The organism is Streptosporangium minutum (assembly GCF_002149035.1).
Taxonomy (GTDB): domain Bacteria; phylum Actinomycetota; class Actinomycetes; order Streptosporangiales; family Streptosporangiaceae; genus Streptosporangium; species Streptosporangium minutum.
The window spans coordinates 14,835-36,428 of record NZ_NGFP01000045.1; the positions used below are offsets into that span (position 1 = coordinate 14,835).

The window sequence follows — 21,594 nt, forward strand, 5'->3', positions numbered from 1 at the left end:
CCGGACCCATCGGACCTGTCACACCAGTGGCGCCGGTCGCGCCGGTCGCGCCTGCAGGACCGGCAGGACCCCTGTCACCAGCAGGACCGGCAGGACCTCTGTCACCCGCCGGACCCGCCGCACCCGTAGCGCCAGTCGCGCCCGCCGGACCGGCAGGACCTCCCGGACCCGTCGGGCCCATGGCACCTGTAGCGCCAATCTCACCCGCAGGACCGGTGGGACCCCTGTCACCAGTGGCACCGGTCGCACCCGCCGGACCGGCAGGACCCGTACCACCTGCCGGGCCCGCAGGACCGGCAGGACCTCTGTCACCCGCCGGACCCGCCGCACCCGTAACACCGGTCGCGCCCGCCGGGCCGGCAGGGCCTCCCGGACCTGTCGCACCGGCCGGACCCGCCGCACCTCCCGGACCCATCGGACCCATCGGACCTGTCGAACCTGCCGCACCCGCCGGGCCTGTGGCACCTGTAGCGCCGATCTCACCCGCAGGACCAGCTGGACCCCTGTCACCAGCAGGACCCGCCGGACCGGCAGGACCTCTGCCGCCCGCCGCACCCGTAGCACCGGTCGCGCCCGCCGGACCGGCGGGGCCTCCCGGACCCGTCGAACCTGTCGCACCCGTGGCGCCGGTCGCACCCGCCGGACCAGCAGGGCCTCCCGGACCTGTCGCACCGGCCGGACCCGTCGGGCCTGTGGCACCCGTTGGCCCAGCCGGGCCGGCGGGGCCCACCGGGCCGCCTGCTGGGCCTTCCGGACCGACCGGGCCGGTGGCGCCCACCGGGCCCTGGGTTCCCGGCGGCCCGTGCCGGCCCTCACGCCCGTCACGCCCGTCGCGGCCATCCCGCCCGTTACGTCCATTGCGGCCGTTGTGACCATTGCAGCCGTTGTGACCGTTCCAGCCGTTGCAGCCGCGGTGGCAACAGTGACGCTTGCGGCACCCGCAGTGCCTCAGAGCGAAGGCTCCCCCCACACGGAGACTCGAATTGTCGAGAGTCCGGACGTCATAGCGGGCAGAAGTGGATTGGCCACCGCCGACCCGGTACTGGAGAAGAAAGGCGCCCGCACTCTCCGCCATGGCGCTTGACGGCGCCTGGCAGGAAATTGCCAGGATAGCGCCGATTGCCGTTGTTGCGACGGCCCAGCTCCGGCCGCGTTTTCCGGAGTCCGCATTTGGAGCCCGTCTGGTACCGCTAGATGTCATCGCATTCCATGTCGTTCACGATTCCGGGGAATCAGGTTCTGCAGACCGCGACAGCGGTGGCAACCCCGAAGTACCCCATGATCGCCACGAGGATCCATCACCCTGCTTAATGAGATTTAAATGGATTAACCAACAGTGGAGAAATGTCGTACTTATTTGATTTCATCTCTTATGCCCTCCAGAGAATCAACCCCTCACATCGGCATGCCGACCCCTCGAAGGAAGGCTTTCACGCCACCCGCCGCGCCGGACGGGGATGACGGTCAGGAGACCTTCCGGCCGAGGAGGTGCCGGATGAGCACCGCGATCTCGGCGCCATGGGTCTCCAGGGCGAAGTGCCCGGCATCCAGGAGAAAGGCTTGGCACAGCCGGTCTGTCTCTGTCAGTCTCGGCCCAGACGCTCCCCCCGAGGAGCCAGATGCCCTCCCCCCAAGGAGCACCTGTGAATGAACAGCTTCCGGACGACGCTCCGGCCAGGCTCTCGATCGACCCTGCCCAGTTGACCGATCCGGGAGAGCTCAGGGGCGGGCACGCCATGGCTGTGGGAGCCGTGCTGCCCAAGCCGATCCCGCCTGACGCGCCGGAGCCCGCGCAGGCCCCGGAGGGCGACAAGGACCCCGCTGCGGAGTCGTGAGCCGTGCCCACCACTCTCCTGTCCCTGATTCTCTTCGTCGCGCTGCTCGCACCCGGATTCGCCTACACCGCCGTCCGTGACAGCAGGTTTCCCGAGCGCACGTCTTCGGCGTTCCGTGAAAGCACCCGGGTCGCCCTCGCGAGCATCGTCTTCGACCTCGCCTCGCTCGGCGTCTTCACCGTGCTCCGCTTCGCCGCACCGGGCCTGACCCCTGATGTCGGTCGGCTGATCCGTCAGGGAGAGGGATACCTGCGCACGCACTACGCCAGCGTCACCGCATGGGCGACCGTCCTGCTGGCGCTCGCGGTCGGGGCAGCCGTGCTGACGGCGTGGCGACTGCCGCGCCGCCGCCACCCGCTCACCGTCGAGTCCTCGTGGTGGCTGCTGTTCCACAGCTATCCCGAACGTAACGGAGCCGCCGAGATCCGGGTGGGCTGCGAGCTGACCGATGGGAGTTTCATCGGCGGACGGCTGCAGCACTTCGCCTACCAGGCCGAGGAGACCGGAGATCGCGAGCTGGCCATCCGGAGACCGTTCGAGCATCGCCCGGCCAAAGACCAACCGGCTCGCGACCTGTCCGGCGAGCACTTCGTCACCATCAGCGCCCGCCAGATCAAGTTCCTCACCGTCACCTACCTCGCCGCTCCCACCGGCCGGCAGGCGAAGGAGCCGGTCACGGACCCACGTGAATGAAGGCTGCCCACCGCGAGGGGTGATCGGGCCATGCGTCCCGCCACTTCTTCACAATCCGGTGCAGGGCTCCGGCGGCCCAGCCCGCGTCGGCGCCTCCCCCCGGTGGCCGAGCCGCGTAGAAACCACCGGCCACGCGCGCGGCCACCTCGTCGTAGATCGGCCAGAGGGTCCCGATGACGTGCCGGTATCCGGCAAGTTGGAGTGCGCCGGTGATGTGCAGGGCCTCGTCGGCGAGATTCGGCGCGTTCTGCGTCGTGCTGCAGGCCGACAGGTACGCCAGTTCGCCGTGGCGTAGGTCGAGCTCAGCCAGGTCGGTCACCGTCACGACCCCGTCATGGACGACCAGGCCGCTGCTGGACGGCCGGCGGAGATCAGTCGTGGCGTGCCCCGCGCAGTGGATCCAGTCGTGAGAACCCAGGGCCTTCAGCACGTTCTCGCGGGTCGCGTCCGTGTCGTGCAGGAGCCTGGCGCCGAGCGTGCGCCGGAGCTCGTCGAGCTCGGCCCGCTGCCGCTTCAGACCGGCGTCCGACAGCCCGACCGCCAGGGGACGCGGCGCCTCGGCACGCGGCCGGGGCCTGTCTCGCAGGTGGCGCAGCGAGCGCAGCGTGGGGATGTAGGACGAGACGCATCGATCCATCACCGCCGTCCCGTCGCCGCGGGTGTGCCGCCCGGCGGCGTGGATCGGCAGGAACGTGAGGAGTCCGGTGGGGCACCACCACAGCCGCGACTCGGGCGAGGCCAGGTCCAGCGCGTTCAGGACGGGCGCGGCTGCCGTCTCCCACAGCCACTCCAGCATGCCGGAGATCGCCCTGTCGTCCATCCTGCCGTTGAGCGTGCTGTCCCTCAGAACGGTCGCATGCGTCTGAACGTCGGAGAAGTGGAGATCGGGCAGATTCACCGCGGATACGCCTCGCTCCGTGGCGAGGATGGCGGCGCACCCGACCACGGTCGCGTTGAGCAACACGACGGGCCCGTGCCTGCCGAGTTCGGGGACCGTCTCCGCGTCCGGCGGTTTGAGGAAGTCCGTCTCCCCGCCGACCGCCCGGATCTCCGCCAGGAGAGCCGCCCAGTCGTGGTCGCGGCCATGTCTGGCGGCGATCCTCGCCGCGGTCTCGATCTCGGCCGGCCCGGCGGGGGCGCGTAGCGCCTCGAACCGATCGGCCAGGTCGGGCCGGATCCGGCGCAGCCTGGAGACGTCGGCCCTGTTCTCCAGCCCCTGACCAAGGAGAATGCCGCGCCCTGCTTCGAGCAGTTCCAGCGCGGTGTCCGCCTCGCCGAGATGCAGCGCGCACGCCGCTGCCATGGAGGCCATGCCCTGCGCCTTGGCCAGCCCGCCCTCCTGGTCCTCTCTGACGAGCGCCCTGGCTCCCGCGCGAGGCAGGGCGGCCACGCCCGCCGTGAACGCGGCCAGTGCCCTGGGCCACTCGCCCCGTTTGACCGCTCTCGATCCCGCGAGCCAGGCCAGTGTGACCGTCTCCCTGGCCGGGGTTCCGCCGTTCAGGACGGCCTCCATCGCCAGACGCTCTCCCCGCTCGGCGTCGCGGCCGCCGCGCACCAGGAGCGCGGTGGCGAGATTGACCTGGAGGGCCGGCCGCAGCGGGTCCTCGTCGGAGACCCGTTCCAGTGCCGCGTCGAGCAGTGCGACGCCCTCGTCGAGGTCGACCGGGCTCCTGTCGGTGATCAGGGCCGTGGCCAGGTTCGACATCCAGTACGGGGCGGAGGGGCCGTCGGAGGCGAGCTCTCTGGCCATGCGCAGGCAGCGGACGGCCTCCCGCTGATGCGAGGGATCCCTTGTGATCCCGTAGAGGGTGGAAAACGCCTCGCCGACCGATCCGGCGAGCCAGGATCTGCGGTGGAAACCCTCCGGCAGATCGGCGAGGGTCGCCAGGCCCAGCAGAGCGGCGTCCTCCACCTGCTCCCGCTCACCGGTGAGGCCCGCCAGCGACGAGGCGCATGCCGCGAGGTTGCCCACAGCGAGCGCATGGTCCCTGTGACCGGCCCCGAGCAGGTCGACCGCCTCCCGGGCGCGCCGCACCGCCTCGCCGATCGCCTGGGTGTCCCCGGTGACCTGGTAGACCGTGATGAGAACGCCGGAGAGGCCGCTGAGCTGCTTCACGCGGTTGTCACGGGACAGTTGCGTGTCGGCCAGCAGCTTTCGATTGGCCTCCGCCGCCTGTTGAAGGACCTGGATCGCCCGGGTGAGGGTGGCGCGGTCCCCGGTCCGCCGATAGAGCGAGTACAGGGCGGATCCGCTGTTGGACAGGCCTACGGCCCGGTCGTAGGAACCGGGGTGCGATCCGCTGACCATCGTCTCGGCTGCCGTCACCGCCTCTTGGACGATCGCCAGGTCGACGGAGACGTCGTCGGCCAGCATCAGCAGGATGGAACAGAGGTGGTGCAGGGCTTCGTAGTGGAAGTCGCCACCCGGTTCGGCCTGTTCGAGCACCGCTCTGAACAGCTCCGTCGCCTTCCACAGATCGTCACGATCGCCGGTGGCCTCGTAGCGGAACCAGAGCGCGTCGGCGACCGCCAGCAGGTAGGGGGCCTGCGACACGCCGTCCGCCTTCGAGGCGGTGTCGAGTGCCTCCTGTGCCCGATCCACCGCCTCGTCGATCACCTCCCGGCGGATGTCCCGCTCATAGAGTCGCATCAGCGCCCTGGCCAGGAAAAGCAGTCTGCGAGGCCGCGCGGGATGGTCCGCCGATGACGTGGTCACGCTGCGGCGGGCCTCCTCGACCGCCTCGGCGAGCGCGCCGACCTCTCCGGTCGACTCGAAGGCGGTCTTCAGCACCACGGCCAGGTTGGCGTGCCGCATGGGCAGGATCGGATCATCGGGTGAGGTGAGAGCCAGTGCCTGCCGTGCCGGATCCACGGACTCGGCCGCCAGGCCGGCGTCGCCGGTCAGCTCGGCCAGACGGCTCATGCCCAAGCTCAGGTTGTTGAGGAGCTGCGGCCGCACGATCGGGCTCGCGTCGGGAGCGTCGAGCGCCCCCCGCAGCAGCCGGACCGAGCGACCCACCGCGTCCGCGTCGCCGACATGCCTGCCCAGGATCATGAACGCCGCTCCGAGCGTTGCGAGGACGTCGGCGGATTCGGCACCCTCAGCCCGCTCGGCCCGCTCGATTGTCTCCAGCGCCTCGTCCACGGTCGCGAGGTCGTCCGTGCAGGAGGCGAGGTCGGACAGCGTCAGCCCGAGGTTGGCCAGCAGTTGCGGCGCGTCCGGTTCGAGGTCGACGGCAGCGCGGAGCCGCCGTACGGCGTCGCGCAGGATGTCGAGCTCTCCGGTCAGCTCCCAGTATCGTCGGCAGGCTGCCGCGAGGTTGGTGAGGAGGTCCACGAGCTCGGGATCATCAGGCGCGGTCGCCGTCACGCGGTCGTGCGCGAGGATCACGGCCAGTCCTGCGGCGTCGATGTCAGGGATGTCGATCAGCTCGGTGATGATGTGATCCAGGTTGCGCAGCATGGCGGCGCGCTGCTCGGGACAGGCCTCGGCCAGTGCCTCGGAGTCCGCTGAGTACAGTGCGGCGATTATCAGCGTCCCCAGATCCCGGTCACTGGACCAGTGCGCGAACATCATCGCGCTGAAGAGGTTGAACGCCTCTGCCCTGTTGTCCGTCAGCCCGGCCGGGAGCTCATCCGCGAGATCGGCGACGAGCCCGGGGATGGCTCCCCGCAGGCCGTCGAGATGCGGAATGTGCGGCAAGGGGGATTCCATCAATCGACCGCCGTTCGATCACGTCGGGGAAGGCGCTTGTCGACCGCGCTCAGACCGGGCCTCCGGAAATCGATGATCGGCCTCACGGGTGTCGCCGTCAACGGGTGACGACGCCTCCCGGCTCGTCCGCCTCGGCGACCGGGCGGAGCAGTTCGGTCGGAACGTGACCGGTCTCCTCGTCCTCCCCGATGTTCCGCAGGCCACAGCTCCGGGCATTCAGGAGGTGGCGGGCCGGGCGCACCGCCACACGGGACGACGGGGCGGCCGGAAGGCCGGGAGGTCACATGCAGGTCATCGGAGCGGGGTTCGGCCGTACGGGAACCACCTCGCTGAAGGCGGCGCTGGAGCATCTGGGCCTCCGGCCCTGCTACCACATGCTTGAGATCTTCGATCATCCCGAGATGGCCGGGCAGTGGCTGGACATCGCGGAGGGACGGTCGGCGGACTGGGACGCGGTGTTCGACGGCTACCAGGCCACGGTCGACTGGCCGGGCGCGTCCTACTGGCGCGAGCTCGCCGACCACTACCCCGAGGCCAAGATCCTGCTGAACGTCCGGGACCCCCAGCGGTGGTACAGGAGCATGGAGGCCACGATCTTCAAGCAGGCACGGAGAAGGGAGACCCTGTCCGGACGCGCGGGGTACGCCGTACTGTCCCGGATGAGCGGTGATTTCGCCGCGTTCACCAGGATGACCCGCGAGGTGGTCGTCGAGCGGGTCTTCGGCGGCGACATCACCGACAAGGCACACGTCCTGAAGGTCTTCAAGGACCACACCGACACGGTGCGCGCGTCGTTCCCGCCGGACCGGGTGCTGGTCTACGACGTCATGCAGGGCTGGGAGCCGCTCTGCGCCTTCCTCGGCCTCCCCGTCCCCACGGCGCCGTTCCCCCGGCTCAACGACAGCGAGAGCTTCGTCCGCGACGGTCGCCGGCGGATCGCCCGGATGGTCCTGCGCCGCTGAAGGGGATGTAGGCGATATCGGGGCGCGCGTAGTAGCGCCTGGTATGGGCGCCGACGGGAAGACGCCCATACCAGGCGCCGATGAGCGTGAGCGTCTCCTGGAAGGTCGTGGCCGAGGGGCCCGATTCGATCGCCGGCCTGTTCTGGGCGCTGCGCGGCGGCGGCGACTTCTCACTGGTCGCCGCGATCGAATTCGACCTGCACCCCGCACCCGCCCTGTACGGCGGTCGCCCGCTCTGGCCGGCGGAGGTCCCGGCGGGCTCGCGGGGTACGGGAAGCGGCGTCGTGCAGTGACGCTCAGCAGGAACTGGTCAGCCGGCACCTCAGGTGGCTCGGCTGAGCCCCATCACGCCAGGAGGGCGCGCCAGCGGTCGGCCGACTCGATCATGTCCAGGCTGACCCGCTCCAGGAACGCCCCTGCCTTGGCCAGCCGTTGCCCCACGGGGCTGTCGAGCCCGTACGTCTCGGCTGCCGCCATCGTGGCCTGCGCCGTCTCCAGTGTCTGCCGCCTGCTGGTCATGATCGAGTTGTACCAGGCGTCGTCGTCGATCACGTAGATGTCGCGACGCCGCTGCGGGTCCCGCTCGCGCCGGACATACCCCTGCTCGACCAGGTAGTTCACTGCGACGGAGACGGAGGCCGGGCTGATCTTCAGTCTGTGGGTCAGCTCGGCTGCGGTGCGCCTGCCGTCCTCGGACAGCAGCAGGTCGAGGTGCACGCGTGCTGTCATTCTCGGTAGCCCGATCCTGACCGCCATCTCAACGAGCTCGTCTTCCGTGCGGCCGCCCGGCGATCCGGTCGCACAGGGTGGAGCCGGTGTGCCGCGCCGGGCCCGCTGGGCCGTCGCCTGGTGCGCCTGCTGGGGCCGGTAGCCGCTGGGGCCGCCGTTGCGTCCGATCTCCCGGGTGACCGTCGAGGTCGGCCGGTCGAGCCGCCTGGCGATCTCGGCGTAGGAGAGCCCATCGGCGAGTCCGGCCGCGATGCGCTCGCGGTCCTGCTGGGTCAATCGTCCTCCTGGCATGCCGCCAGTATTGCCTTCGCCGCCATTCATTGCAACTCTACATTGCATTCGAGCGCAGCGTCATTGCACCAATTTGCCGCCATCTACCTGAGCAAACACACTTTGATCGATTGACGGAATTTTGAATGCAACATAGCTTTCGAGTTATCTCAAACACGTACTATCGCAAAGCGAGGAACGACCATGCGTGAATCCCTCCACACCGTCAAGAACAACAGGGCCCGGACGCCGCGGGTCTTGCGGCGAGTGGCGGTCACGGCGCTGGCGGCCGCGCTGCTGGCCGGAGCGGCCACACCCCCGGTGGCCACCGCGGACAGCAACGCGGCCGTGCTGAAGGCCGCTGCCGGGCAGGATCGCCCGGAGCTGCAGAAGGCCATCCAGGAGTGGGTCGATTCCGGTCTCGCCGCCGGGATGCAGATGCGCGTGCACGATGAGCGGGGCGAGTGGGTCGGCAGCGCCGGGGTGCGCAAGCTGGGCCGGAGCGCGAAGCCGCCGACGAACGGGCGGTTCTGGACGGGCAGCTCCGCCAAACCCTTCACCGCGACCCTGGTGCTGCAACTGGTGGCCGAGGGCAAGATCGGGCTGGACGCCCCGGTGGCCGACTACCTGCCCCAGCTCGGGCTGGACACGCGGATCACCGTACGGATGATGCTGCAGCACACCACCGGGTTGTTCAACTACACCGGCGAGTACTACAACGACGGGACCTTCGTGCCGGGGATCCCCGGCATGGGCAAGGAATGGGTGGACAACCGGTTCCACACCTACCAGCCCGAGGAGCTGGTACGGCTGGCGTTGTCCAAGCCGGCGAAGTTCGCGCCGGGAACGGACTGGAGCTACGCCAACACCAACTACACACTGGCCTTGCTGCTGATCGAGAAGGTCACCGGCCGCTCCTACGCCGAGGAGATGAAGCGGCGGATCCTACGGCCGCTCGGGATGCGGAACACCGCGGCGGCGGGCACCCGGACGCAGATTCCCGGGCCGCATGCCCACGGCTACTACCGGTATAAGGACGCCGACCAGTGGAAGGTGGTCGACGTCACCCGCCAGAACCTCTCCCTGCTGGCCGGCGCCGGTGGCATGATCTCGACCACCCAGGATCTCCAGACGTTCTTCTCCGCGCTGACCGGCGGCAAGCTCCTGCCGGCCCCGCTGCTGGCCGAGATGCGCAAGCCGCACCCCAAGAGCGCCGGTCTCTACGGCCGCTACGGCCTCGGGCTGTATGTGCAGGACACGGGCCCGGACTGCGTCGGCACCATCCTCAACCACGACGGCAGCACCCCGGGGGGCTACGGGACGCTGATGTACAGCACGCCCGACGGCAGTAAGACCCTGACCGCCTCGATCACCACCGGAGACGCCGCAATCGACCAGGCGCAGATGTTCCCGAAGGCGTTGGACAAGCTCGTCAAGGAGGTGTTCTGCGGCGGGAAGGCCGCGGGCTGATGGGGCAGAGTCGGCCAGGCATTCCGCACCAGCTCCCGCCCCCTGGCGGTCGGCGATCCTGCCGGCCGCCGGGGACAGGGCGGGGGAGTAGAGCCGGAGCACAGGCGCCACGGGCTCACCAGGCCCAGCTCGCCGAGCTGGGCCGGCGGTCCACAGGTGCGGACGCCGGGCCGAGCAGGCAGAACCGGAGGCGATCGCCTGCTCGGAGTTCCGTGCTCCCCCGCTCTCTCCCGCTCTCCCCTGCGGGCCGGCTGCCGGACTTACTTGATCCTGGTCATGCTGGAGTCGTAGCCCCCGCCGCCGGGGTAGACCCATGCGCCGGAGAGGGTGTCGCCGTCGGCGTCGAAGGTCCCCCTGTAGTACGCGGGTGAGCCCTTCTCGCCGGCCCAGATGGTCAGGGTGTCACCGTCGAGCTCGTAGACGTAGTCGAAGGTGCTGCCCTCGCTGCCGTAGAAGCGGGACTTGATGTCCTCGCTGGCCTTCTCCGCGCCGAAGGGCTTCTCACGGCCGATCACCTCGAAGCCGGTGATGCTCTGGCCGTACTGCTCCAGCTCGACGTCCTGGATGAGGAAGAAGCCTCCGTCCAGCCGGCGGTAGGTGACCGTCCCCTCCGCTCCTCCGCTCACCCGCCAGGAGCCGACGAGCCGGTCCAGGGCCCTGACCTGCTCGTCCGGCTGCGCGGCCTGCGTGTTCCCGGTGCTCTCCGTCATGATCGTTCCTTCCTGCCGTTCCCCGCGGCGTTACGGTGTCGCTCATATGACCGGCAGGCCGGCGGAAAGGGATCGGCCGGAAAAAGTGACCTGCGTCACATTATTTTCCGGCCGGGCCTACGAGGTCGGAGACGCGCCGGAGCGGGATCGCGACGCCCACCCGGCCGCGCCAGGTCCACGGAACAGGCCCTAACCGGCCAGTGCGCGGGCGGCGGCAGGGGTGAGGGTGGCGCCGTGCCGGTGGGCCAGGGTGAAGCGCGGCTCGCCCAACCGCTCGCGTATCTCTGCGGTGATGCGGTCGATGTCCGCCTGCTCGGCCGGCGCGACGCGCTGCCCGGCGCGGAGCGCGGAGGCCGCGCCGAGGAGCCAGGCGGCCTGCTCATGCCGCCCCAGCAGGTCGAGGGCACCGGCCAGGCCGTCGAGCGCCGCCGGCAGCTCCCTGCCTCCGGGGAGAGCCATGCCCAGGTCGAACGCCTCCCGGTGGCAGGCGAGCGCCTCCGGCCCGTCCCCGCGCCGCTCGGCGACGAAACCCAGCTCGCAGTGGATCATCGGCAGGTACGGCGGGGGCGTGCCCTCCACGGCCGTCCCGGGACTGCGCTCCAGCACGGAGCGCAGGTGCGCCTCGGCCTGGTCCAGCCGTCCCAGCCTGCGCAGCGAGAACGCCAGCCCCATCGTCGCGAACACCTCGCCCGCCCGGTTCCCCTGCTCGGCGTACAGCCGGAGGCCGCGCTCGCAGGTCTCGGCCGCGACCGGCAGATCCCCGCGTTGCAGCGCCAGCCAGCCGAGCCAGGCGACCCGCCCGGCGACCTCCGCCCACAGGCCCAGCTCCTCGGCCCAGCGCAGGCCCTGGCGGTGCAGCCGTTCCGCCTCGGCGTGGTCCCCGGTCAGCTCGGCCAGCGCGCCCAGCCAGCCGGTGGCCTCCAGCTGCCCCCACCGGTCCCCCACCTCGGCGAACAGCGCCGCGGCGCGCCCGGCGTCACGCCCCAGCCCGTCGAGGTCACCGCGGACGTGGGCCAGCTTGGCCTTGGTGGTCAGTGCGGCGGCGGTGCCCCACCGGTCGTCCAGCCGCTCGAACACCGGCAGCGCCTCGCCGACCAGCTCCTCCGCCGCCGTCAGGTCACCCAGGTCGCTGCCGGCGTAGGCCAGGAACCAGGCGGCCCTGGCCCGCCCGCCGGGGTCGTCGTGCAGGCGCAACGCGGCCTCTCTCCGCCGGTCACGGTCGCCGCCGCCACCGCCACCGTCACCACCGCCGCCGTACAGGAAGGCGAATCCGGCGTCCCACGCGAGCGCCCGCCCGCGCAGGGCCGGCTCACCGGCGTCGGGTACGGCCAGCGCCACCGCGAACGACCGCCCGGCCTCGGCCAGCCTCCCCCGCAGGAACCAGTACCAGGCGAGGGCGTTGACCAGTCGCAACGCGGACTCAGCGGCCGGGGCCGGGTGAACGGCCGGGCCTGCGGCGGTGGCGAGGGCCGCCCTGAGGTTGGCGGCCTCGGCGTCCAGGCGGCCCAGCCACTCGCGCTGGTCGGCGCCTCGCAGCCGCCGCTCGGCCTCCTCGGCCAGATCAAGGTAGTAGGCGAGGTGGCGGTGCCGTATCAGCTTCTCCTCGCCCGCCTCCCGCAGCCGGTCGGCGCTGTAGGCCGCGACGGACTCCAGCAGCCGGTATCTCGGCCCGGCCGGATCGTCGGTCATGACCACGAGCGATCGGTCCACCAGGCGGGTCAGCGGGTCGAGCACGTCGTGCCCGCTGACGGCGGCGGCGGCCTCCAGCGTGCAGCCATCGGCGTGTACGGCCAGCCGGCGCAGCACGGACCGCTCCGTCTCACTCAGCAGCTCCCAGCTCCAGCCGATCATCGCCATGAGTGTCTGCTGGCGCGGCGGCGCACCCCTGTGCCCGGTGGCGAGCAGCCTGAAGCGATCGTCGAGGCGGCGCACCAGCTCGCGTACGCCGAGGGAGCGCACGCGGGTGGCGGCCAGCTCCAGCGCCAACGGGATCCCGTCGAGGCGGCGGCACAGCACGGCCACATCGGCCGCGTTCTCCTCGTCCAGCGTGAACCCCCGCGACGCGGCCCCCGCCCTGGCCACGAACAGCCGTACCGCCCCGCAGGCGGCCAGCTCGCCGAGACCCGCGTCCGGAGCGGCCACGTCCAGGGGCGGCACATTCCACACCACCTCGCCGGGCAGCCCGAGCGGCTCCTGGCTGGTGGCCAGCACCCGCAGCCCCGGCGCGGCGGCCAGCAGCCGCGCGACCAGCGCGGCCACCGGTTCGACGACGTGCTCGCAGTTGTCCAGGACGAGCAGCGTGTGGCGCCCGCGCAGTGCCTCGACGAGCCGGTCGGCGGGCTGCGCGCCCTCGCTGATCCCGAGCACCGCCATGACGGCCTCGGCCAGCCTGTCCTCCGCGTCCTCGGCGCCGGGCCGGTCGAGTACGGCCAGCTCGACGAACCACACCTCGTCGAGGCCGGCGGCGGCCTCGACGGCGAGCCTGGTCTTGCCGACGCCACCGGGTCCGGTCAAGGTCACCAGCCGCTCGCCGGTCAGCCGTTCGCGCAGCTCGGCGACGGCGCCGTCCCGGCCGATGAGCGCGCCGAGCGGCGTCGGCAGATTCGTCCGGCCAAGGAACGGGCCGGGAGACGGGCCGAGGGACGGGCCGGGAGACGGGCCGCCCGCGACGGACTGCGTGAGGACCTGCCGGTGCAGGGCGACGAGGTCCGGGCTGGGGTCCAGGCCGAGCTCTTCGGCCAGCACGGCGCGCAGGCGCTCGTAGCTGCCGAGCGCCTCGCTCTGGCGCCCGGACCTGTACAGCGCGAGGATGTGCGCGGCGCGCAGCCGTTCTCGCAGGGGGTGGGCGGCGACCAGCTCTCCCAGCTCACCGGCGAGCAGCGCGTGCTCGCCGAGGGCGAGCCGTACCTCGGCCAGCTCTTCCACGGCGGCCAGCCGCCGCTCCTCCAGCCGGGCCGCCGCCGCGCGCGCGAACGGCGCGTCGGCGAAGTCGGCGAACGCGTTCCCCCGCCACAGGCCCAGCGCCCGTCCCAGCAGCTCGGCCCGCTCACCGGCGGCGGCCCGCCCGGCGGCTTCCAGCCAGGCGTCGAAGTCGACGGCGTCGGTCTCGGCCTTCAACAGGTATCCGGCCGGCTGGTGGGACACGAGGTCACGGGCCCCCGGCTCGGCGTCCTCCAGCACGCGCCGCAGCTGTGACACCTTCGCCGACAGCGCGCCCGCCGGGTTGCCCGGCAGGTCGTCGCCCCACAGGTCGTCGATGAGCCGGTCGGCCGGCACCGGGCGGCCCTCGTGCAGGAGCAGGTCGGCCAGCAGCGCCCGGACCTTCAGCCCCGGCACCGCGACCGGCTCTCCCGCCGACGTCCACACCGCCACCGGCCCCAGCATCCCGAAGCGCATGCGGGCCACGATAGCCGGGCCGTAAGACAACCGGAAACATCCCGTAAAGCCCCTCCTGCACAGTGGACTCACACGGCAGGAGGGAGGACGAGATGAGCGGGCAGACCGGGCAGGCCACCCCGTTGCGGGTCGCGGTGATCATCGCCAGCACCAGGAGCGGGCGGTTCGGGCCGACCGTCGCGGGCTGGTTCGCCGGCCGGGCGGCGCGGCGGAGCGACCTTGAGATCGAGATGGTCGATCTGGCGGAGACGGACTTGCCGGAGCGGCTGGTGGACGAGGGCGAGCCGCGCCCGCCCCAGGTCGTCGCCCTGTCCGGGCGGCTGGCCGCGGCCGACGCCTTCGCCGTGATCACCCCCGAGTACAACCGCAGTTTCCCCGCTCCGCTCAAGACGGCCATCGACTGGTACTACGAGGAGTGGCAGGCCAAGCCGGTCACATTCGTCGCGTACGGCCGCGACTCGGGCGGCCTGTACGCGATCGACCAGTTACGTCAGATCTTCACCGAACTGCACGCCGCCGTCCTGAGCGACGTCATCACGCTGCCCCGCTACTGGGAGCTGTTCGCCGCGGACGGCGGCTGGCCCAAGGCGTCGGCGGACTGCAACACCGCACTGCCCGCCGTCCTGGACCGGCTGGCCTGGTGGGCCAGGGCCCTCCGGGACGCGCGGGCCGCACACCCCTACACAAGGAGACAATCATGAGGAAGATCATCGCTTCCACGTTCAGCACCCTCGACGGCTTCATCGACGAGCCGCACACCTGGTCCATGGAGCACAACAACGAGGAGTGGGCCGCGTACTCCAGTGGCCAGCTCACGGAGGCGGGCGCGCTGCTCATGGGCCGGGTCACGTTCGAGGGCATGGCCCAGGCGTGGCCGGCCATGCCCAGCGACCCGTTCGTCGACAAGGTCAACTCGATGCCGAAGTACACCGTCTCGTCGACGATCGACAAGAGCGACTGGGCCAACTCCACGGTCATCCCCGCCGCCGACCTGGTGCCGGTGATCACCAAGCTGAAGGAGGAGCCCGGCGGCGACATCATCGTCTGGGGCTGCGGCCGGCTCACCGACGCGCTGCTGGAGGCCGGCCTGATGGACGGGTACAAGGTCTGGATCTACCCCGTGGTGCGCGGGCACGGGCAGCGGTTCTGGAGCGAGGGCCTCTCGGCGAAGCTGTCGCTGACCGAGGCGCGGACCTTCGGTCAGGTGGTGCTGCTCGACTACCGGACCACCTGACCGGAGACACCGGGGTCCCCCGTGCCTGACCCACCGCCATCGCGGGCCGCCGTACGGCCGGAGCCACATCGGGCCTCGCGCCGTGAGGCGACCCGCACACCGCTACGCGAACATCGAACCCCCCGCCAGGACACCCCAGGTGGGGGTTTCGGCGTTCCGTCCCGCTCACAGAGCGACGGTGCGCGGGCACGGCGCGGACCCAGACCGTCCTGCGCAGGTTCGTCCGCGACCGCGACGGCTCCGGGGAACGCGAACTGCCGCTTGGCTTCCAGACCGGCGACGACGCCGGCCTTGAGCGCTTCTTCAAGATCCATGTCATGGGACCGGGAGACCAGAGCGTCCTGCCCGGCAGACGACCACGCTCCGGTGGGGTACCGGCTCCGGTCTCCTTCCGGTAGCGCATGTCGCGACCCGCTTTGGTAGAAAGCCGTCCATGAACAACAACCCGCGCCCCGGCTTGAACTCCCTGCTCGGCGTCCTGGCGGCCGGCGCGGTGTTTGGCGCGGCCACCTCCCTGGCCAACGCCGTAGCCCGTCTTTCTGTGGATCTGGAAAGCCAGGAAGCCACGACCAGCGGGTGGTCGATCATGGAAATCGTGAGCGTCCTGCTGGACTCCGGTTGGGCCTGGGCCGGGCTGGCGGTGTTGGCGGGATTGCTGGCCACCCGTGCCGAACAGAGCGACCTCAGGGCCCGGACACTGGCCCGGGGCGCCGTTGCCGGCGTGCTGACCCTGCTCGCCGCCACGGCCGTGTACTACGCCGTCGACACGATCGTCCACGACGTCCCGCTCAGCTCTTACGGGTATGAAACGCTCTACTGGTGGGCGGCGACCGTTCTGCTCGGACCGATTCTCGGCGCCATAGGGGCCTGTGCCAGGCAACCGGGGGCGATCGGCGTGCTTGCCCAAGTGACGGTGCCGGTCGGCGCGGCCGTCCAGATGTTCGTGATGCCACCGGGCAGGAATGAAGTGATCACGACTATCGGGCAATGGGTCGTGTGGACGATGGCCACCGTGACCATCGGTATGGTGGCGGTCCGCTTCCTCGGCGTGCGGAGGCGACGGAACTTTTCCAGGGGAGCGGAGTCGTCGCTGTAGAGCATCGCGGCAGATAAGCGTGTTTCTGCCTCTCCCCTCGTACTGTGGAGATCTGGCCTGAGGGGGAGGTCGGATCGTAGGAGAGACCAGACGTGGTTCCGAGTCGAACCCCGCCGGGAGACCTTCCCTGCGGGGTTCTCTTTTTTCGTCCCGCATCCATCGAGCCGATCCACCATGCGGCAGGACGGAGATCGTCCAGGGACGCCCCGCCGTCCCCTCGCCAGGGCCCGGCGCGGCGCTCGCCGACCGTGGCCGTGACCACGCCGGACACCATCGGCGGGTCCGTCAGCCGTCGAACTCGTCGGCCTTCACGCCCTTGACGAACGCGTCCCACTCGGAACGGGTGAAAGCGAGCTTCGGACCGTCCGGGTCCTTGGAATCACGGACGAGGTAGAGCTCATCGACGTCGGCCTTGTGCCCTGCCAGCGCCGGGTCGCCAGGAACGACCGCCACTTCGACGCAGTCAGCACCGCCGTTACCGCTGAAGCTGCTCTTGCGCCAGGTGACGCGGGAAAAGTCCATCGTGGACACCCGCACCTTCCTACTCGTGGTCTCTCAGAGGGCCTCCTCGGCCATACGCGCGATCAGAGCACGTGACTCATCAGGACCAAGTGCCCTCGCGCGCAGGTGATCGAAGAGCTTGGCATAAGCATCCACATCCGGCTGTCGTTCCAGATACAGGGCACCCTGCCGATATTCAACGTACACGACAGCTCTATCGGCTTCTTCTGGGAATCCGAGCATATGGAAACCGCCGTGCATACCCGGATGAGCCCCCGCGTGAAACGGGAGCACCTGCAGCGTGACGTTGTTCAGACGTGAGACCTGACTGAGCCTCTGAAGCTGCTCACGCATGGTTTCGGTGCCGCCGACCGCCCTGCGCAATGCGGCCTCACCCAGCACGACCCATAGCTCGGGGGCGTCAGGGGAGGTCAGACGTTCCTGCCGTCTGAGGCGGATGGCGACCCGGCGCTCGATCTCCTCCTCCGGAGGGACACTCACCTCCGCCTGGATGAGAGCCCGGATGTAGCCCTCCGTCTGAAGGCGTCCGTCGATCGTCTCGGGCTGGAAGGACCTGATCTCTGCGGCTTCCTCTTCCAGACCTACGTACGCCTCGAACCACTGCGGAATCGCTCCGCCGTACTGATGCCACCAGCCGCGCTGACGAGCCTCACGGGCGAGTGTCATGAGGACCTCACGCCGTTCTCCGGTGATGCCGTACAACTCCAGCAGCAGGGCGACATCGGCTGGACGGGCCGTTGAGGAGGCGTTCTCGATTTTGGTGATGGTGGCGGGCGCACAGCCGACGAACGCCGCTACTTCGTCACGATTCTTTCCAGACTCCTGCCGAAGCTGTCGCAGCTCTGCCGCGAGCCGCCGACGACGCACTGTTGGGCTGGTCCTGTTCGCCACGTTCCACCCTCTTATGAGTTGATCCGCTCGCCCTCGGAACAAGAAACTTGGGAACTGTTCCAGCGGAACCTGTTTACAGCGACTTGTTCAGCCGTCACGATCGGAGCGTAACCGTTCCACGGAGAGTGATCGAGTGATTACCGACACTCGTTACAGCTCCAGGACACGGGCACCAGGCAACGACAACGACTCCTCGGCGACGCGCAGGCGCCAGCGCTGCCGAGGGCAGGCGGCTCCACCTCTTCTTGGAGGGGTAGCGGTGGAGCCGCCCCGCAGACCTCCGGCCCGGAGTCACCCCCGTGCCCCGGCCGGATCGGCCCCCGACGTGCTTCCCCACAACCCGTCGGGGGCCTCCCACCCGCACCGATCCGTCATGCGTGGATGCCCCACGCCCTCATCCCGACAACTGGAGTACGGCAAGCCCGCTCACCCCTTACCGGAGGTCCCATGGCCGTCACCGACGACACCGGCATCCCGGCGACCGTCCACCTGACCCGCCTGACCGAACGACTCAAAGAAGACGGCCTGCACGCCCGGGTCCGGGTGGCCTCCCGCCGTCCCCCAGAGCTGATCGTCGTCAACCCCGACGCCCCCGCACTCTCCGAGATCGTCTACACGGCACCGCAGGAAGGAACCTGGTGGTACTGGTGGTCCTGGCACGAAAAGATCGGGCCCGTCGCCGAAGCGGACGTCGTCGCCCGGAAGATCCACCACGTCCTGACCCCGACGGGCCGCAGCCGGTGACACCTCTTCCCCACCTGGCCGACGCGATTCTTCCCCTCCCGGCTGACGTGGCCCGCGAGTTGGAGGGCCGCCATCCCGGATGGGTCGTCCTGTGGCGCTGCTGGGCGTGCCGCTACTGGGCCTTCCCCTGCTGGATCACCACCGGCCCCGAACCCGTCGAGGCCAGGCACGCCGACGATCTGCTGACCCTGATGCGACAGGTCGAAGCCCAGCACCCGATCCTCCGCCGCAGCGGGCAGCACGCGGACTGAGAGGCTCGAAAGCCGCATGGAGCGGGACGCTGCTCATCCGGGGAGCCGCCCCGCTCCATGCTCACCCGGCAGACGCGCCTCGTTGGATGAGCATGGCGTGGATCCGTTCCTCCGACGGCGTCTCCTCCGGGGCGAGAGGGGTCAGGCCCGTGAACTTGACCGTGTGCCTGTGCCTGCTCTCGCCAGAGAAAGCGTCGCACGACGATTCGTAGCCGTGGAGCGCCGTCCCCTCCACGCGATAGGTCGTCGCGTACAGCTCGTACTCCACCGAGGAGACAGTCGTCTCGTACACATGCCACAGCGCCCCGGAGGCGTCCAGCTCGTAGTAGGTGTGCTCCTCGGTCAAGGACGCGCCGTCCGGGCCGAGGATGCCGTGCGGGCCGAGCAGGGTGTCGCTCAGCGGGCCCACCGGCCCGGCGACCAGCGTGCGGCCGTCGGGCGTACGCCATGCCTGCACGGGTGCGGATCCTTCCGATGCCGGTAGGGACGACGCGATCAGACGCGGCGGGTCTTCGACAGGGTCGCGTAGACGATGATGTTGTCGGTGTAGTGGCCGGTCTTGCGGTTGTAGACGCCGCCACAGGTGATCAGCCGCAGGGTGGCCTCACCGGTGTTGCCGTAGACCCGCTTCGACGGGAACGCCTTCTTGCTGACCTGCTCCACACCGTCGACCGTGAACTCCGCGATGGTCTTGTCCGACCGGGACACCTTGATCGTGTCCCCGCGCTTGATCTCCTTCAGACGGCTGAAGACGGCTGCCCCGCGCTTGGTGTTCACATGCCCGAGGACCACCGAAGGCCCCTGCTGGCCGGGGATCGGCCCGTGCTTGTACCAGCCGGCCTGGTTCGGCTTGCTCAGCGGCGGGGTCTGGATCTCCTTCTTAGCGTCCACTCCCAGCGCCATCAGCGGAGCCAGCAGCCCGATCTTCGAAATGGCGATCCTGTACGGCCTCACCCCGGCGCTCTTGAGCGGCTCCGGCGGCTGGACGACGGGCAACGGCGGTGGCGCGGTCGGCGCGGCGGCCGTCAACGGCACGTCCAGCCCACCCGGCCCCACCACCGGGGACAATGCCACCGCCGGATCCTGCTGCGCCGGCTGCTCGCCCTGCGCTGGAGCGTTCTCCACCACCATGCTGTCCGCCGCCTGCGCGATCGGAGGCCCGTAGGGCTCCTCGTCGGCCGCCGGAGCCAGGTAGCTGAGCAGCCCCGCCATGATCGCGGCCACCCCGCCGAGCGACCCGACCACGAGCGCCGCCGGGAGCAGCATGCTCTTGGGAGACCTGGGGGGCTTGGGGGGACGACCGCCACCGTAATAGGGGTCGGGACCACCCTGCGAAGGCCCTGGATACATACGGCGCGCCTCCTTACCTAGCCTCGGCCACGGACGTGCGCCGCCTGCCGCCTCTTCAACGCCACTCCGCCGAGAACGCTTCCGATCACCATGGCCGTCCCGCCGCCGATCAGGCCCATGCCCGAAGGCCCGTCGTCGGAAGCCTCACCGGTCTGGGCGCCGCCCGAGGGAACGACGGTCACCTGAGGGGTGGTCGGCGTCGCCCTCGTGGGTGTGACGGTCGCCGTCACGGTCAGGGTCGGCTTGGGCGTGGACGTGCTCGTGTTTCCCTGGCCGGTGTTGCTGTTGCTCGGCGTGGGGGTCGGAGTGGTCGTGGACCTACACGTCGGTGAAGGCGAAGGAGTCGGCGTCGGCGTCGTTGTAACGCATGTCGGCGTCGGCGTCGGATTCGTCGGCTGGACACACGTCGGAGAAGGCGTCGGTGTGGCAGTGCACGTCGGCGTCGGCGTCGGATTCGTCGGCTGGACGCACGTCGGAGAAGGTGAGGGAGTGGACGACGGGGCCGGAGTCGGGGTGCACGTCGGGTCCGGACGCGGGCTTCCCGTGTTCGACGGGTCAGGCGAAGAAGTCTTACCCGAGATGGTGACGTTCACCGACACCGGCGCGCTGACGAGCGTGCAGGTGGCGCGGTGCTCGGTCGGCGGCTCCGCCAGCTCCTTTGTGATCACCCGGAAGGCGTCGAGCTGTGTCCACTTGCCCTGCTCGTCGTTCACGACCTGGACGACGTGCTTGCCGTAGTTGAGGCCGAGGAACCTCCACAGCGTCAGCCCGCCCCTGTTCGCGTCGTTCGACGGCGTGCCGTCGGACATCTTCGAGGCGTCGATGTAGGCCGGCGTGGCCGGCGCGCCGTCGATGTAGAACCGGGCCTTCCCGGCGCGGAAGTCACGCTGGGCGACGTACTCGATTCCGGTGCCGGTGAACGAGAGAGAGGCCGTGGCCCCCTGCTCCACCGTCCGGTGGATGTCGTGGTGGTGGTCGTTGTTGTTCGCCGGCTGGTCGTTCAGATCCCTCCAGCGGCCCGTCTCATACCTCACCCGCTGGTCGTCGTCGTTGACCATGACCTCGCCGGCGGGCGGCGTGAAGTCCACGAACAGCTTCTGGGGAGTGACCTTGACCGTTCCCGCCTTTTCGGTGTGGGCGGAGTCGGAGAGGTTGGCGGGGAGCGCAAGGACGGTGCCGGGCTCAAGCTGGCCGGACTGGTCGGCGCTTCCCACCGGCTTGAGGACGCCTCTCCAGACACCGGACAGCTCGACGTCTCCGGTGACCGCGACCTTGCCTCCGGGGGCGAAGTAGTCCGGCGAGCCGAACCTCGACGCGTCCTTGTAGGCGAGCGCCCAGCCGATGTTGAGCGGCTCGCCGACCGAGAGCGTCGTGGGGACCGTCACCCTGGTGCTGAGTTTCACCGGGCCGCTCCGCACGATCGTGCCGGGCCCTCCGGTGCATATGTAGTCGACCTCAAGCTCGGCGGTGTTCGCACCGGCCGGTCCGGAGGTCAGCGTGACCAGCGCACCGCTCAACAGGCCGAGGACTGAAACCGCGACAGCCCCACGGAGTCCCGCTCCCCACCGCACCACTAGACACTCCGATTCACCGGGATCTTGCCGCAAAACCGGCCATCTAATCACAACTAGGCCCGGATCGTACCGCTCTGCGATCTCCCGCCGCAGGGAGACGACAGAACCCCCAGGCGACTGTGGCGGACTTGTGATCTGGCCACTCCGGGCAC

Annotated in this window: 21 protein-coding genes; 10 read left to right on the plus strand and 11 right to left on the minus strand. The window is 70.1% G+C overall.

All coding sequences use genetic code 11. The features are described 5' to 3' along the window. Positions 1-18 precede the first annotated feature (18 nt). Complete coding sequence (locus CA984_RS48660; protein ID WP_207620838.1) at positions 19-555, minus strand: hypothetical protein; 537 nt, start codon at positions 553-555, stop codon at positions 19-21. Positions 556-1,643: 1,088 nt separating this feature from the next. Between CA984_RS48660 and CA984_RS12610 the strand changes: the two genes are divergently transcribed. Together CA984_RS12610 and CA984_RS12615 are read left to right on the plus strand one after the other, a co-directional pair. Continuing rightward, the gene (locus tag CA984_RS12610) at positions 1,644-1,835 is read left to right on the plus strand and encodes a hypothetical protein (RefSeq protein ID WP_086571499.1); all 192 of its coding nucleotides are present in this window, start codon (positions 1,644-1,646) and stop codon (positions 1,833-1,835) included. 3 nt (positions 1,836-1,838) lie between these two features. Next, entirely contained in the window at positions 1,839-2,528 is a 690-nt protein-coding gene (locus CA984_RS12615) for a DUF6338 family protein (protein ID WP_086571501.1), read from the plus strand. Here CA984_RS12615 and CA984_RS12620 read toward each other — a convergent pair. Continuing rightward, positions 2,509-6,231: a CHAT domain-containing tetratricopeptide repeat protein gene (locus tag CA984_RS12620; RefSeq protein WP_108724568.1), complete on the minus strand. Its 3,723-nt coding sequence runs from the start codon at positions 6,229-6,231 to the stop codon at positions 2,509-2,511. The genes CA984_RS12615 and CA984_RS12620 overlap by 20 nt on opposite strands. Positions 6,232-6,340: 109 nt before the next feature. Beyond that, positions 6,341-6,484 (minus strand): hypothetical protein, encoded by a 144-nt coding sequence (locus CA984_RS46055; RefSeq protein ID WP_165781220.1) that lies wholly within the window; start codon positions 6,482-6,484, stop codon positions 6,341-6,343. Between the two features lie 43 nt (positions 6,485-6,527). On the opposite strand from CA984_RS46055, the gene CA984_RS12625 reads away from it, so the two are divergent. Together CA984_RS12625 and CA984_RS12630 are read left to right on the plus strand one after the other, a co-directional pair. Further along, positions 6,528-7,205: a sulfotransferase family protein gene (locus tag CA984_RS12625; RefSeq protein ID WP_086571505.1), complete on the plus strand. Its 678-nt coding sequence runs from the start codon at positions 6,528-6,530 to the stop codon at positions 7,203-7,205. Positions 7,206-7,285: 80 nt separating this feature from the next. Next, the gene (locus CA984_RS12630; RefSeq protein WP_086571507.1) at positions 7,286-7,498 is read left to right on the plus strand and encodes a hypothetical protein; all 213 of its coding nucleotides are present in this window, start codon (positions 7,286-7,288) and stop codon (positions 7,496-7,498) included. Positions 7,499-7,550: 52 nt separating this feature from the next. On the opposite strand, the gene CA984_RS12635 is transcribed toward CA984_RS12630, so the two are convergent. Further along, the gene (locus CA984_RS12635) at positions 7,551-8,210 is read right to left on the minus strand and encodes a GbsR/MarR family transcriptional regulator (protein ID WP_207620839.1); all 660 of its coding nucleotides are present in this window, start codon (positions 8,208-8,210) and stop codon (positions 7,551-7,553) included. 198 nt (positions 8,211-8,408) lie between these two features. Here CA984_RS12635 and CA984_RS12640 point away from each other — a divergent pair, with 198 nt between their 5' ends. Then, positions 8,409-9,674, plus strand: coding sequence for a serine hydrolase domain-containing protein (locus tag CA984_RS12640; RefSeq protein ID WP_086571511.1), 1,266 nt, complete (start codon positions 8,409-8,411; stop codon positions 9,672-9,674). A gap of 260 nt (positions 9,675-9,934) precedes the next feature. On the opposite strand, the gene CA984_RS12645 is transcribed toward CA984_RS12640, so the two are convergent. Both CA984_RS12645 and CA984_RS12650 read right to left on the minus strand, forming a co-directional pair. Beyond that, on the minus strand, positions 9,935-10,384 hold the full coding sequence (locus CA984_RS12645) for a hypothetical protein (RefSeq protein ID WP_086571513.1): 450 nt from the start codon (positions 10,382-10,384) through the stop codon (positions 9,935-9,937). Positions 10,385-10,573: 189 nt separating this feature from the next. Continuing rightward, a complete protein-coding gene (locus CA984_RS12650; RefSeq protein WP_086571552.1) occupies positions 10,574-13,780 on the minus strand; it encodes an AfsR/SARP family transcriptional regulator in 3,207 nt (1,068 codons plus the stop codon). Positions 13,781-13,872: 92 nt separating this feature from the next. On the opposite strand from CA984_RS12650, the gene CA984_RS12655 reads away from it, so the two are divergent. The 3 genes from CA984_RS12655 to CA984_RS12665 all read left to right on the plus strand — a co-directional run bounded on the left by CA984_RS12655 (position 13,873) and on the right by CA984_RS12665 (position 16,110). Then, complete coding sequence (locus CA984_RS12655) at positions 13,873-14,481, plus strand: NADPH-dependent FMN reductase (RefSeq protein ID WP_086571515.1); 609 nt, start codon at positions 13,873-13,875, stop codon at positions 14,479-14,481. After that, a complete protein-coding gene (locus CA984_RS12660; RefSeq protein WP_086571517.1) occupies positions 14,478-15,014 on the plus strand; it encodes a dihydrofolate reductase family protein in 537 nt (178 codons plus the stop codon). Before CA984_RS12655 ends, CA984_RS12660 begins: the two co-directional genes overlap by 4 nt. Positions 15,015-15,447: 433 nt before the next feature. Further along, positions 15,448-16,110 carry a hypothetical protein gene (locus tag CA984_RS12665; RefSeq protein WP_086571519.1) on the plus strand — a complete coding sequence of 221 codons (663 nt, stop codon included), beginning with the start codon at positions 15,448-15,450 and terminating at the stop codon, positions 16,108-16,110. 285 nt (positions 16,111-16,395) lie between these two features. On the opposite strand, the gene CA984_RS12670 is transcribed toward CA984_RS12665, so the two are convergent. After that, the gene (locus tag CA984_RS12670; RefSeq protein ID WP_086571554.1) at positions 16,396-16,632 is read right to left on the minus strand and encodes a DUF397 domain-containing protein; all 237 of its coding nucleotides are present in this window, start codon (positions 16,630-16,632) and stop codon (positions 16,396-16,398) included. A gap of 33 nt (positions 16,633-16,665) precedes the next feature. Then, complete coding sequence (locus CA984_RS12675; RefSeq protein ID WP_086571521.1) at positions 16,666-17,523, minus strand: helix-turn-helix domain-containing protein; 858 nt, start codon at positions 17,521-17,523, stop codon at positions 16,666-16,668. Positions 17,524-17,970: 447 nt separating this feature from the next. Here CA984_RS12675 and CA984_RS12680 point away from each other — a divergent pair, with 447 nt between their 5' ends. Together CA984_RS12680 and CA984_RS12685 are read left to right on the plus strand one after the other, a co-directional pair. After that, complete coding sequence (locus CA984_RS12680; RefSeq protein WP_086571523.1) at positions 17,971-18,267, plus strand: hypothetical protein; 297 nt, start codon at positions 17,971-17,973, stop codon at positions 18,265-18,267. Continuing rightward, positions 18,264-18,518: a hypothetical protein gene (locus CA984_RS12685; RefSeq protein ID WP_133061646.1), complete on the plus strand. Its 255-nt coding sequence runs from the start codon at positions 18,264-18,266 to the stop codon at positions 18,516-18,518. The genes CA984_RS12680 and CA984_RS12685 overlap by 4 nt, the downstream gene beginning before the upstream one ends. Before the next feature lie 61 nt (positions 18,519-18,579). On the opposite strand, the gene CA984_RS12690 is transcribed toward CA984_RS12685, so the two are convergent. The 3 genes from CA984_RS12690 to CA984_RS47110 form a co-directional block, all read right to left on the minus strand. Next, the gene (locus CA984_RS12690; RefSeq protein WP_086571528.1) at positions 18,580-18,975 is read right to left on the minus strand and encodes a hypothetical protein; all 396 of its coding nucleotides are present in this window, start codon (positions 18,973-18,975) and stop codon (positions 18,580-18,582) included. 38 nt (positions 18,976-19,013) lie between these two features. Next, positions 19,014-19,784: a class F sortase gene (locus CA984_RS12695; protein ID WP_242675911.1), complete on the minus strand. Its 771-nt coding sequence runs from the start codon at positions 19,782-19,784 to the stop codon at positions 19,014-19,016. 101 nt (positions 19,785-19,885) lie between these two features. Then, complete coding sequence (locus CA984_RS47110; protein WP_207620840.1) at positions 19,886-21,385, minus strand: hypothetical protein; 1,500 nt, start codon at positions 21,383-21,385, stop codon at positions 19,886-19,888. Between the last annotated feature and the right edge of the window lie 209 nt (positions 21,386-21,594).

Excerpts from the sequence above, each read along its gene's own strand:
- CA984_RS12655 (WP_086571515.1), top strand. The coding sequence starts at position 13,873 with ATGAGCGGGCAGACCGGGCAGGCCACCCCGTTGCGGGTCGCGGTGATC.
- CA984_RS12650 (WP_086571552.1), bottom strand. The coding sequence starts at position 13,780 with ATGCGCTTCGGGATGCTGGGGCCGGTGGCGGTGTGGACGTCGGCGGGA.
- CA984_RS12630 (WP_086571507.1), top strand. The coding sequence starts at position 7,286 with ATGAGCGTGAGCGTCTCCTGGAAGGTCGTGGCCGAGGGGCCCGATTCG.
- CA984_RS12665 (WP_086571519.1), top strand. The coding sequence starts at position 15,448 with ATGAACAACAACCCGCGCCCCGGCTTGAACTCCCTGCTCGGCGTCCTG.
- CA984_RS12660 (WP_086571517.1), top strand. The coding sequence starts at position 14,478 with ATGAGGAAGATCATCGCTTCCACGTTCAGCACCCTCGACGGCTTCATC.
- CA984_RS12645 (WP_086571513.1), bottom strand. The coding sequence starts at position 10,384 with ATGACGGAGAGCACCGGGAACACGCAGGCCGCGCAGCCGGACGAGCAG.
- CA984_RS12640 (WP_086571511.1), top strand. The coding sequence starts at position 8,409 with ATGCGTGAATCCCTCCACACCGTCAAGAACAACAGGGCCCGGACGCCG.
- CA984_RS12680 (WP_086571523.1), top strand. The coding sequence starts at position 17,971 with ATGGCCGTCACCGACGACACCGGCATCCCGGCGACCGTCCACCTGACC.
- CA984_RS12670 (WP_086571554.1), bottom strand. The coding sequence starts at position 16,632 with ATGGACTTTTCCCGCGTCACCTGGCGCAAGAGCAGCTTCAGCGGTAAC.
- CA984_RS12695 (WP_242675911.1), bottom strand. The coding sequence starts at position 19,784 with ATGCTGCTCCCGGCGGCGCTCGTGGTCGGGTCGCTCGGCGGGGTGGCC.
- CA984_RS12625 (WP_086571505.1), top strand. The coding sequence starts at position 6,528 with ATGCAGGTCATCGGAGCGGGGTTCGGCCGTACGGGAACCACCTCGCTG.